The following is an 11,255-nucleotide window of genomic DNA, read 5'->3' as shown; positions in this document are numbered from 1 at the left end:
TTGTTGCTCGACGGGCCGGCGAACGCCGAACATATCGTGCAGCGGGTTTCTGAAGCGACCGACGGTGCGTTTGCACCTCCGCAAGAAATCGTTGAGCTTGCGATCGGAAAGCTGGCCGGTCGTGGCTTCGTGACGGTAAGCGACGGGGTAGCCACCCTGACCGAGCTGGGCAGAAATGTGTTGCAGTGGAAGGGCATCAGCAGCGAAAGCATCCATGCGCGGCTCGCTGCGGCCGGCAAATTCGGTGACGTCGCCAAGATACGTTGGGGACTGTTCGAGCTGGCCGGGCTGGCGCGGACCATCCACTGGTCGGGCACCGACGCCCAGAAGCAGAAGCTCGCCGAGGCGCGGGCAAAGGTGCTGACGGCGATCACTGAGGCGAAGCAGTCGCTGCACAGCGTGCTCGCCGAGAGCTGACGCAACCAGATCATCAGCGCGGCCGTGGCTTTCGCCCGGTCGCGCTGATGATTTATTACTCCTTGGCCGAGCGCAGTTTGGCGGCCAGCCGACGGTTCACCGGATCGGGCAGCAGTTCGGACACATCACCACCGAGCATCGCGACCTCTTTCGCGAGCGACGACGATACGAACGAATACCGCGGCGTGGTTGCCACGAAAAACGTGTCGACGCCGGCGACATGCTTGTTCATCTGCGCCATCTGCAATTCGTATTCGAAGTCGGTGCCGGTGCGCAGTCCCTTGACGATCGCCGTCATCCCCTGGGACCTGACGAAGTCGACGACCAAACCCTGGCCCGCCTGCACGCGCAAGTTGGGCAGATGGGTGGTGGACTCCTCGATCATCGCAATTCGCTCATCGATGTCGAACATGCCCCTTTTGGCGGGATTGATCAGGATCGCCACCACCACTTCGTCGAACTGAGCCGCAGCCCGCTCAAAGACATCGATGTGGCCCAACGTCACCGGATCGAAAGAACCCGGGCAAACGGCGCCGCTCATGACCCGTGTCGGCGACGATGCAGCGCGAAGCGATGAGGAGGAGCGGCGCTCATGTCCGAGACGGTACACGCTGGCTCAGAGCCGTTCGGCCAGCTCCAAGCGGGTGTCGCCGTAAACCCGCTGCGGCCAGGGTTGCCAGCCCACCGGCCAGTTCAGCGCTGGCCCGCCGGCCGGGCGCTCCACCACGGCCACGCTGCCCTCGCTCACCCAGCCGTGCGCGGCCAGCGCGGTCAGCAGCGCATCGATCTCGTTCGCTGGCACGTCGTAGGGCGGGTCGGCCAGCACCAGGTCGACCGGCGCCGCGGCTCCAGCAGCGACAACGGCTGCCGCCAGGCCGCGCCGCAACGTTGCGCCGGGCAGGCCGAGCGTCGCGATGTTGCGTTCGAGCACCGCTGCCGCGCGACGACCGGACTCGACGAACAGCGCCGAGGCCGCACCGCGCGACAGTGCCTCGAGTCCCAACGCCCCCGAACCCGCATACAGGTCCAGCACCGCCAGACCGGTCAGGTCCAGCCGCGCAGTCAGGATGCCGAACAACGACTCGCGCACCCGATCGGTCGTCGGCCGGGTTCCCCGCGGCGGCACCGCGATCCGCCGCCCGCCGGCGACACCGCCGATGATGCGCGTCAGGCGAGCACCACCAGCAGATCCCCGCCTTCGACCTGGGCGGTGGCCGACACGGCCACCCGCTCCACGGTGGCATCGGTGGGCGCAGTGATCGGGGCTTCCATCTTCATCGCCTCGATGGTGGCGATGGTCTGGCCGGCGGTCACCTTGTCGCCTTCCGAGACGCCGACGGTGACGACGCCGGCGAAGGGTGCAGCGACGTGGTTCGCATTGCCCCGATCTGCCTTCTCGGCGGCCGGAACCGTGCTGGCAATGCTGCGATCACGCACTTCTACCGGCCGGAGCTGACCGTTGATGATGCACATCACCGTTCGCATGGCGCGTTCGTCAGGCTCGGAGATCGCCTCGAGGCCGATCAACAGCTCCACACCTGGCTCCAGTTGCACACGGTGTTCCTCGCCTTGCCGCAGACCGTAGAAGAACTGGTTGGCCGACAGCCGGGATGTGTCGCCGTAGGTCTCCCGATGGGACTCGAATTCCTTTGTCGGCCCGGGGAACAGCAGGCGGTTGAGGGTGGCCTGCCGTTTCTGCCCCAGCAGCCCCAGGGTGTTCTCGTCCTCCGGGGTCAACTGCTGGACGGCCTTCGGCTCGCCCCGGCCGGCCAGGGCTTTGCTGCGCAGGGGTTCGGGCCACCCGCCCGCCGGATCACCCAGGTCTCCGCGCAGGAAGCCAAGCACCGACTCCGGTATGTCGAAATGCCCTGGATCCGCCGCGAATTCATCGGCACTCAGGCCGGCGCCGACCAATGCCAGCGCCAGATCGCCCACCACCTTCGAGGACGGGGTGACCTTGATCAGCCTGCCCAGCACCCGATCGGCACCCGCATAGGCCTCTTCGATTTCCTCGAACCGGTCCCCCAACCCCAACGCGATGGCCTGCTGACGCAGATTCGACAGTTGGCCGCCGGGAATCTCGTGGTGATAGACCCGTCCGGTCGGCCCCGGCAGCCCGGACTCGAACGGCGCGTACACCTTTCGCAGCGCTTCCCAATACGGTTCGAGCGCGCACACCGCCGACAGCGACAAACCGGTGTCGTACTCGGTGTGCGCGGCCGCCGCGACGATCGAGCTCAGCGCCGGCTGGCTGGTGGTCCCCGCCATCGGAGCGGCCGCACCGTCGACCGCGTCCGCACCCGACTGCCAGGCAGCGATATAGCTGGCCAACTGACCTCCGGGAGTGTCGTGGGTGTGCACATGCACGGGCAGGTCGAAGCGGCTACGCAGTGCGCCGACCAATTGCCGTGCGGCCTGGGGCCGCAGCAGCCCGGCCATGTCTTTGACCGCCAGCACGTGCGCCCCGGCGGCCACGATCTGGTCGGCCAACTTCAGGTAGTAATCCAGCGTGTACAGGTCCTCGCCGGGATCGGAAAGATCACCGGTGTAGCACATCGCGACTTCGGCTATGGCCGAGCCGGTTTCGCGCACCGCGTCGATCGCCGGGCGCATCGAGTCAAGGTTGTTCAACGCGTCGAAAATCCGGAAGATATCGATGCCGGTGGCCGTGGCCTCCTCGATGAACGCCGACGTGACCAGCTCCGGATATGGGGTGTAGCCCACGGTGTTTCGGCCCCTTAGCAGCATCTGCAGGCAGATGTTAGGCATCGCTTCGCGCAGCGTGGCCAACCGTTCCCACGGATCCTCTTTGAGGAAGCGCAGCGCCACGTCGTACGTCGCACCGCCCCAGCACTCGACGGACAACAACTGCGGCATGGTCCGGGCCAGATATGGGGCAACCATATTCAACCCGCTGGTGCGCACCCGGGTTGCCAACAGCGACTGATGCGCGTCGCGGAAGGTCGTGTCGGTGACCCGCACCCCCGACGAATCACGTAGCCAACTCGCGAAACCCTCTGGGCCCAATTCGATCAGCAGCTGCTTGGAACCGGGCGGTGGCGCTTTCGTCAGATCGACGTCGGGCAGTTTGTCGTGCGGATACACCGCCGATGGTCGCGAGCCGTGCGGCTTGTTGACGGTGACGTCGGCCAGGTAGTTGAGGATCTTGGTACCGCGGTCGGCCGACGATCGGGCGGTGAGCAACTGCGGGCGCTCGTCGATGAACGAGGTGGTGACGCGGCCGGCCTGGAAGTCCGGATCGTCCAGGACCGCTTGCAGGAACGGGATATTCGTCGACACGCCACGGATGCGGAATTCGGCGATCGCGCGTCGCGCACGGCTGACCGCGGTCGAGAAGTCGCGCCCCCGAGAAGTGAGCTTGACCAGCATTGAATCGAAGTGGGCGCTGATCTCGGCGCCGAGATTCGTGCCGCCATCCAGCCGGATGCCGGCGCCGCCCGGGCTGCGGTAGGCGCTGATCCGACCGGTGTCGGGCCGGAACCCGTTGGCCGGGTCTTCGGTGGTGATTCGGCACTGCAGTGCCGCGCCGTGCGGCCGGATGTTGTCTTGGCTCAGGCCCAGATCTTCCAGGGATTCCCCGGACGCGATGCGCAGCTGACTGGACACCAGGTCGACGTCGGTGATCTCCTCGGTCACGGTGTGCTCGACTTGGATACGCGGGTTCATCTCGATGAAGACGTGATGCCCGCGCTCGTCGAGCAGAAATTCGACGGTGCCCGCGCAGCTGTATCCGATGTGGCGCGCGAAATCGACTGCGTCGGAACAGATTTTTGCCCGCAATTCTTCCGGCAGGTTGGGGGCAGGCGCCAGCTCGACGACCTTCTGGTGCCGGCGCTGGACACTGCAGTCCCGCTCGTAGAGATGGATCACGTTGCCGTGGTTGTCGGCCAGGATCTGCACTTCGATGTGGCGCGGGTTGATCACCGCCTGCTCGAGGTAGACCGTCGAGTCCCCGAACGCCGACTCGGCTTCCCGGCTGGCCGCCTCGATGGCCTCGGGCAGCGCCTCGGCATCGCTGACCCGTCGCATGCCGCGACCGCCGCCGCCGGCAACCGCTTTGACGAACAGCGGGAACTGCATGTCGGCCGCGGCGGATACCAGCTCGTCGACCGATGCCGACGGCGCCGATGACGCAAGGACGGGCAGGCCCGCTTCACGCGCGGCCGCGATTGCACGAGACTTATTGCCGGTCAGCTGAAGCACTTCGGCGCTGGGGCCGACGAAGGTGATGCCGGATCGCGCACATGCGGCGGCCAGCTCAGGGTTCTCGGACAAGAAGCCGTATCCGGGATACACCGCGTCAGCGCGCGCACGGCGGGCAGTGGCGACGATCTCGCCGACCGACAGATAAGCGCGTACCGGGTGGCCGACGTCACCGATTTGATAGGACTCGTCAGCCTTGAGGCGGTGCAACGAGTTTCGATCTTCGTAGGGATAGACAGCGACGGTGCTGACACCAAGTTCGTAGGCGGCCCGGAATGCCCGGATGGCGATCTCGCCGCGATTGGCAACCAGCACTTTGGAAATCACGTTTATCCCTATCCTCTGTTGGTCAGATCAGCGTTGACCAATAGTCCCAAAAGCGGGACAGAATCAGCAGAAAAACAGCGGTGAACCAGATCGTGGCGATCGACCATCGCCAACGGTGCAGCTCACGCGTAACGACCCCACCACGGGTTTGACCGTTCGGCCCGAAGGCGATCGAGGTAACCACCACCAATAGCGAGATGGTCACCACCCATACCACCATGCAGTAGGGGCACAACGCCCCGATTCGGTAGAGGCTCTGGAAGATCAGCCAGTGCACGAACCCGGCGCCGGCCAGTGTTCCAAGCGTCATACCGATCCAATACCACCGCGGCAGCGGCACTTTCGCCACCGCTAGCACGCCGGTGACGATGACGACGGCGAATGCGCCGATCCCGATCAGCGAGTTCGGAAAACCCGGGGCCGACGCTTGCGTCGTCGTCATCACCGACCCGCACGAAACGATCGGGTTGATGTTGCAGGAGGGTACGTAGGACGGGTTGAGCAGGATCTCGATCTTCTCGACGGTCAGCGTCGCCGAGGCGATCAGGCCGGCCACTCCCGCGATCAGTATCCACCACGCGCCGGTGCCTGATACGACTGAAGCGACAGCTGACGGCGTCGCTTCCTCTAGCGGGCCATCAGATTTGGCTGACGCCGTGGCAGTCACGACGCCGCTGGAGTCGCAGCCGAATCAATTCCGGGAACGTCCCCGACGATCTCTTTGATCTTGGCGACGAACGCGTCCGGCGTGGTCCATTGGTAGTCCTGTCCGTTGATGCGCACCGTCGGGGTGGCGTGAATGCCCGACGCGGTCGCCAACCCGTCGACCATCGGCAGGTACTTGCCCGCCTTGATGCAGTCGGGGACCTTGCCGACCACACCGGCCTCGCGGGCCAGCTCGGTCAGCTTCGCGTTGTCGGGGAACGTCGTCCCGGTCTCCGAAGGCTGAATCTCCTTGGTGTACAAGGCGGTGTGGAATCGCCGGAAGGCGTCGACCGACTCGTCGCCGACGCAGTAGGCGGCGTTGCCGGCACGCGACGAGTAGTCCTCGTTCTGCGCCCTGCTCAGCAGGCCCACCATGTAGTAGTCGGCGGCGATCGCACCGTCGTCGATCAGCTTGCCCACCGTCGGGCCGAACCCTCGCTCGAAGTTCCCGCACGCCGGGCAAAGGAAGTCCTCGTAAAACGTCACGACCGCTTTCGGATCGTGACTGCCGTCCTTGGTGACCAGCTTGCTCGACGTCACCCGGATCGCCCGCGCGCCGTTGGCGGCGGTCTTCTTGTCATGCGAGATCACGATGTAGCCGACCAGAGCGACGGCGAACAGCACCACGATCGAGGTGAGCCCGATCCTGACCCACAGGTCGCGTCGGCGCCCGGCGGCGTTCAGGTCGTAACTGACTGGACGGTTTGATTTTGCGGCCACGGGCTTGCTCTCACTCCGGATAGTCGGCTTGCGGTCCGACCGCGGTGCGGTCGTTGATCGCGACTAAGCCTACCGGCGTCGCTATTGCCAGGTCAGACGTGGCTGAGATGGGCCCGCAATGCCGAAATCAACTCGGTGGTGGCCAGCGCGCTTCCCCCGCCCAGCGGGAACAGGCTGGCAAACCCGTGCGTCAGCGATCGCATCGAGCGCAGGTCGACGCGGGTCCCGGCCTCTTGCAGCGCATCCGCGTAGCGGTTGCCCTCGTCGCGCAGCGGGTCGAAGCCCGCGGTCGCGATCAGCGCCGGCGGCAGCCCCGCCAACGAATCGGCGAACAGCGGCGACACCCGCGGATCCGCAGGGTCGACGCCGGAGCCGCCGAGGTACTGCTCGGTGAACCAGTCGATGTCGGCCTTGGTGAGCAGGAAGCCATCGGCGAACAAGGTCAGCGACCTGGTCTGCGCGGTGAAGTCGGTGCGTGGATAGAGCAGCCATTGCAGCACCGGCTGCGGGCCCTGTGGGTTTTCGTCGCGCGCCAGCTGCGAAACGACGGTGGCAAGGTTGCCACCGGCGCTATCGCCGCCGACGACGATCTTGTCGGGGATGGCGCCAAGTTCCTCGGCGTGTTCGCACGCCCACTTGAATGCCGCATAGGCGTCGTCGACCGCGGCCGGTGCCGGGTGTTCGGGGGCCAGCCGGTAGTAGATCGACAACACGTGAACGTCGGCGTCACGACAGGTCAGCCGGCACAGCGGGTCGTGGGTGTCCAGGTCACCGATCACCCAGCCGCCACCGTGGTAGAAGACCACCATCGGCGCAGGCCCAGGCGTTGCCGGACGGTAGTGCCGAGCCAGGATCGGGCCGGCCGGTCCAGGTATCGACACGTCGCTGACCCCGACATGGATCTGCGGTCCGCCGAACCCGAAAGTCATCTCGCGCAGCTGAGCCCGCGAGGCGGCGGGGTCTTCGCCCAGGACCAGGCCGTTCATCCCGAACGCCCGCAGCCCGGACAGCGCCAGCTGCAGGGTGGGATCCAGCGTGTTGCCGTCGATGGTGACCCCGCGGCCTCCCGACAACAACCGTTTGGCTCTGGTGGGCACCCACGGAATCACCTTGAGCCCGACACTGGTGGCGGCGCTCTGCAGCCGGTTGGCCCAGCCACCGGTCTTGAGCTGCTGATCCGACGTGCCTGGCAGACTTCGTGTCATGACTAGTTCCTTGAGTCCCTCGGTCCCACTGAACGACGGTAATTCCATCCCCGCGGTCGGATTCGGCGTATTCAAGATCCCGCCCGCGGACGCTGAGCAGGCGGTGAGCGTCGCGCTGCAAGCCGGATACCGCCACATCGACACCGCGGCGGCGTACCGGAACGAACGCGAAACCGGCCGCGCTGTTGCCGAGTCCGGCGTGCCCAGAGACGAACTTTACTTGGTCACCAAACTGTGGAACTCCGAGCAGGGTTACGACAGCACACTGGCCGCATTCGACGGCAGCATGAAGCGGCTAGGGCTCGATTATCTGGACCTCTACCTGGTGCATTGGCCGATGCCCAAGCTGAACAAGTACGTCGACACCTTCAAGGCATTCGCCCATCTGCGCGACCAGGGCCGGATCCGGTCCATCGGGGTCAGCAATTTCGAGCCCGAGCACATCAATGTTCTTGTCGACGCCACCGGGATCGTGCCGGCCGTCAACCAGGTGGAGCTGCATCCCCGGCTGCCGCAGACCGAACTGCGGGAGCTGCACGCCCGTCTCGGAATCGCGACCGAGGCGTGGGGGCCGCTCGGGCAGGGGTCATTGCTGACCGATCCCACCGTCACGGCGGTCGCCGAGGGCTGCGGCCGAACCCCCGCCCAGGTTGTGATTCGATGGCATATTCAGCTCGGTAATATCGTCATCCCCAAGTCGGTAAACCCTGAGCGGATTGCGAGCAACTTCGACGTGTTCGATTTCGAACTAACCGAAAGCGACATGGCGTCAATCTCTTCGCTCGACGATGGAAACCGGCTCGGTCCTGATCCACGAACCTTCGACTTCACAGGCAGGTGAAAGACGTGACTGGCGAGTCGGGCGCCTACGTCCCCTCCATTGCACTCAACGACGAGAACACGATGCCGGTGATCGGTCTCGGCGTCGCGGAATTGTCGGACGACGAAACCGAGCGCGCCGTGTCCGCCGCGCTGGAGATCGGTTATCGGCTGATCGACACCGCTGCGGTCTACGGCAACGAAGCCGCGGTCGGCCGCGCCATCGCGGCCTCCGGCATTCCCCGCGCGGAGCTGTTCGTCACCACCAAGGTGGCCAACGCCGACCAGGGTTTCAACATCACCCAGGACGCGGTCAAGGTCAGCTTGGAGAAGCTCGGGCTGGACTACGTCGACCTCTTCCTTATCCACTGGCCGATCGCAGCGCTCGGTAAATACGTGGACGCCTTCGGGGGTCTGATCCAGTCCCGCGGCGACGGCCTCACCCGCTCGATCGGGGTGTGCAACTTCAACGAGGAATTCCTGGACACCGTTATCGACCTGTCCTACGTCACCCCCGCGGTCAACCAGATCGAGCTGCACCCGCTGCTCAACCAGGCCGAGCTGCGCGCCGTTAACGCCCAGCGCAACATCGTCACCGAGGCCTACAGCCCACTGGCGGTCGGCCGGCTGCTGGACAACCCAACGGTGACGTCGGTCGCCGCCGAATACGACCGCACCCCCGCACAGGTGTTGATCCGGTGGAGCATTCAGCTTGGCAATGTGGTGATTCCACGGTCCGGCAATCCCGAGCGGATCGCCGGCAATTTCGATGTCTTCGATTTCGAGTTGACCACCGAACACATGGAAGCCCTCAACGGGCTCAACGATGGCACCCGGGTGCGCGAGGACCCGCTCACCTACACCGGCCTCTAAGTCGCTATCCGGTCGGGCAGCCCGCTGCGGCCTGACGCAGGACGTTGCTCGTCACCAGATCGACGGGAAGCCCGTACCCACGTGACACCGCGATGTACTGCATCGCGTACTGACACCAGAACGCGTGGTTCGGCGGCATCCACAACGCCGGCTGCGAATCTTCTTTGTCCTGGTTTGCCTGGCCTTGTACCGCAAGGAGATTCGCCGGGTCGTTGGCGAACCGGACCCGCTGTTCGACCGGCCAGTCATAGGCCGCCATGTCCCAGGCCAGCGCCAACGGAACGATGTGGTCGATCTGCACCGCCTCACCCACTTTCGCGCCACGGTGAAAGTTGATGACGGCACTGGTGTACGGGTCGTGCAAGGTCCCGGTCTCGACGGCATCAGGGCAATGTTTGGTCCAGACGAAGGTCTTGTCGACCAGGTCGCGATTGAGGACGTCGTCACGGGTATCGCATCCGTTGTGCCCGCCGGGCGCATCGTTGTCGTCGGTCCAGGCCTCGCCAAAAGCGGCTCTCCGGTAGTCGTAGCGATGAATTCGCAGCGGCACCACCGTGATTCCGCTCAACGCATCGACCCCGGGCTGCAACGTCGGCACGTCGGCCCGGGCAGCGAACTCCCTGTCACGCTCCCCCGCCGACGTGACCACTACCTGATAGGCGACCAGCACCGCGAGCACCGCGGCCGTCGAGAGCCAGAACAACACTTTGCGGGTCATGACTTGTCCAGGAATTCGATGCGTTCACTACCGGTGAAAGGTGCGGCCAGTAGTGCCAATCCGGGATGCACGGACTGGTCGTCGTAGGCCCGCTCGCAGAAATCGCGAGCCGCCTCGATGACGTCCCGATGATCGATCAGCGACAGCAGCCGCAGCGTGATCGCCCGACCGGACTGGCTGCGGCCCAACACATCTCCCTCACGGCGTTCCCGTAGATCCAAGTCGGCGAGCGCGAACCCGTCGAGCGTGCCGGCAACCGCGCTCAGCCGCCGGCCCGCCCGCGAGTGCGGCGTCATCCAACTGGCCAGCAGACAGATGCTGGCGTGTTCGCCCCTACCGATACGGCCGCGCAACTGGTGTAGCTGGCTGATGCCGAAACGGTCGGCGTCCATCACCAGCATCACCGTCGCATTCGGAACGTCGACGCCGACTTCGATCACCGTGGTGCACACCAGCACATCGATCTCGCGGGCGCGAAACGCCGCCATCACGGCGTCCTTCTCGTCACCGGTCAGCCGCCCGTGCATGAGCCCCAACCGAAGACCGGACAGCTGATCGCTACCTAGCCGCGCATAGAGCTCTTCGACTGTGGCCGAGGGCCTTTGGTCCTTCTCGGTCTGGCCGCCGCTGTCGGAATCGTCGATCCTCGGCGCCACCACGTAGGCCTGCCGCCCCTCGCCGACTTCCTCGATGATCCGATCCCAGGCGCGGTCCAACCAGGCCGGTTTGTCGTTGACGAATATCGCGGTCGTGGTGATCGGTTGGCGGCCGCGGGGAAGTTCGCGCAGCGTCGACGTCTCCAGGTCGCCGTAGACGGTCAGGGCGACGGTCCGTGGTATCGGGGTTGCGGTCATCACCAGTAGATGCGGCGTGATGCCGGCAGGCGCCTTGGCCCGCAACTGGTCTCGTTGCTCCACCCCGAAGCGGTGCTGCTCGTCGACGACCACCATGCCGAGCCGGTCGAACTCGACCGCATCCTGCAGCAGCGCGTGTGTGCCGACCACGATGCCGACTTCGGCGCCGGCGATCTCGGCGCGGACTTGCTTCTTCTGGGCCTGCGACATCGAGCCGGTGAGCAGCGCCAACCGGGTGGCATTGTCGTCGCCGCCCAGCTGGCCACCCATCGCCAGCGGACCGAGCACGTCGCTGATGGATCGAAGATGCTGTGCAGCAAGGACTTCCGTCGGCGCCAGCAGTGCGCACTGATAGCCGGCGTCGACCATCTGCAGCATCGCGAGCACCGAGAC

Annotated in this window: 11 protein-coding genes; 3 read left to right on the top strand and 8 right to left on the bottom strand. The window is 65.4% G+C overall.

The window, feature by feature from the left end:
* Positions 1 to 417 (top strand): hypothetical protein (locus tag WAO18_RS07905; protein WP_422205299.1); only part of this gene is annotated, 417 nt, incomplete at its 5' end.
* Between the two features lie 55 nt (positions 418 to 472).
* On the opposite strand, the gene coaD is transcribed toward WAO18_RS07905, so the two are convergent.
* From coaD to WAO18_RS07875, 6 genes are all read right to left on the bottom strand, one after another.
* Complete coding sequence (gene coaD, locus WAO18_RS07900; protein WP_422205297.1) at positions 473 to 958, bottom strand: pantetheine-phosphate adenylyltransferase; 486 nt, start codon at positions 956 to 958, stop codon at positions 473 to 475.
* A gap of 75 nt (positions 959 to 1,033) precedes the next feature.
* Entirely contained in the window at positions 1,034 to 1,588 is a 555-nt protein-coding gene (gene rsmD, locus WAO18_RS07895; protein WP_422205300.1) for a 16S rRNA (guanine(966)-N(2))-methyltransferase RsmD, read from the bottom strand.
* Positions 1,585 to 4,968: a pyruvate carboxylase gene (locus tag WAO18_RS07890; protein ID WP_422205295.1), complete on the bottom strand. Its 3,384-nt coding sequence runs from the start codon at positions 4,966 to 4,968 to the stop codon at positions 1,585 to 1,587. The genes rsmD and WAO18_RS07890 overlap by 4 nt, the downstream gene beginning before the upstream one ends.
* 22 nt (positions 4,969 to 4,990) lie before the next feature.
* Positions 4,991 to 5,635 carry a vitamin K epoxide reductase family protein gene (locus tag WAO18_RS07885; RefSeq protein ID WP_422205293.1) on the bottom strand — a complete coding sequence of 215 codons (645 nt, stop codon included), beginning with the start codon at positions 5,633 to 5,635 and terminating at the stop codon, positions 4,991 to 4,993.
* Positions 5,632 to 6,393, bottom strand: a complete 762-nt coding sequence (locus WAO18_RS07880) for a DsbA family protein (RefSeq protein WP_422205291.1) — start codon at positions 6,391 to 6,393, stop codon at positions 5,632 to 5,634. Before WAO18_RS07880 ends, WAO18_RS07885 begins: the two co-directional genes overlap by 4 nt.
* Positions 6,394 to 6,485: 92 nt before the next feature.
* Positions 6,486 to 7,598, bottom strand: coding sequence for an alpha/beta hydrolase (locus tag WAO18_RS07875; protein WP_422205289.1), 1,113 nt, complete (start codon positions 7,596 to 7,598; stop codon positions 6,486 to 6,488).
* Here WAO18_RS07875 and WAO18_RS07870 point away from each other — a divergent pair.
* Together WAO18_RS07870 and WAO18_RS07865 are read left to right on the top strand one after the other, a co-directional pair.
* Positions 7,597 to 8,439, top strand: a complete 843-nt coding sequence (locus WAO18_RS07870) for an aldo/keto reductase (RefSeq protein WP_422205288.1) — start codon at positions 7,597 to 7,599, stop codon at positions 8,437 to 8,439. The genes WAO18_RS07875 and WAO18_RS07870 overlap by 2 nt on opposite strands.
* A 5-nt stretch (positions 8,440 to 8,444) precedes the next feature.
* Positions 8,445 to 9,290, top strand: a complete 846-nt coding sequence (locus WAO18_RS07865; RefSeq protein WP_422205287.1) for an aldo/keto reductase — start codon at positions 8,445 to 8,447, stop codon at positions 9,288 to 9,290.
* A gap of 4 nt (positions 9,291 to 9,294) precedes the next feature.
* Here WAO18_RS07865 and WAO18_RS07860 read toward each other — a convergent pair whose 3' ends face one another.
* Both WAO18_RS07860 and WAO18_RS07855 read right to left on the bottom strand, forming a co-directional pair.
* The gene (locus WAO18_RS07860; protein ID WP_422205285.1) at positions 9,295 to 10,008 is read right to left on the bottom strand and encodes an HNH endonuclease family protein; all 714 of its coding nucleotides are present in this window, start codon (positions 10,006 to 10,008) and stop codon (positions 9,295 to 9,297) included.
* The coding region (locus WAO18_RS07855) for an ATP-dependent DNA helicase RecG (RefSeq protein WP_422205283.1) at positions 10,005 to 11,255 on the bottom strand (1,251 nt) is incomplete at its 5' end. The genes WAO18_RS07860 and WAO18_RS07855, both read right to left, overlap by 4 nt.

This window comes from Mycobacterium sp. (genome assembly GCF_049278535.1).
Classification (GTDB): domain Bacteria; phylum Actinomycetota; class Actinomycetes; order Mycobacteriales; family Mycobacteriaceae; genus Mycobacterium.
Note: the sequence above shows the minus strand (reverse complement) of the source record. Positions and strands in the feature narration are given on the sequence as shown.

Coding starts and splice junctions, on each gene's coding strand:
- coaD (WP_422205297.1), bottom strand. CDS start 958: ATGAGCGGCGCCGTTTGCCCGGGTTCTTTCGATCCGGTGACGTTGGGC.
- WAO18_RS07870 (WP_422205288.1), top strand. CDS start 7,597: ATGACTAGTTCCTTGAGTCCCTCGGTCCCACTGAACGACGGTAATTCC.
- WAO18_RS07875 (WP_422205289.1), bottom strand. CDS start 7,598: ATGACACGAAGTCTGCCAGGCACGTCGGATCAGCAGCTCAAGACCGGT.
- WAO18_RS07860 (WP_422205285.1), bottom strand. CDS start 10,008: ATGACCCGCAAAGTGTTGTTCTGGCTCTCGACGGCCGCGGTGCTCGCG.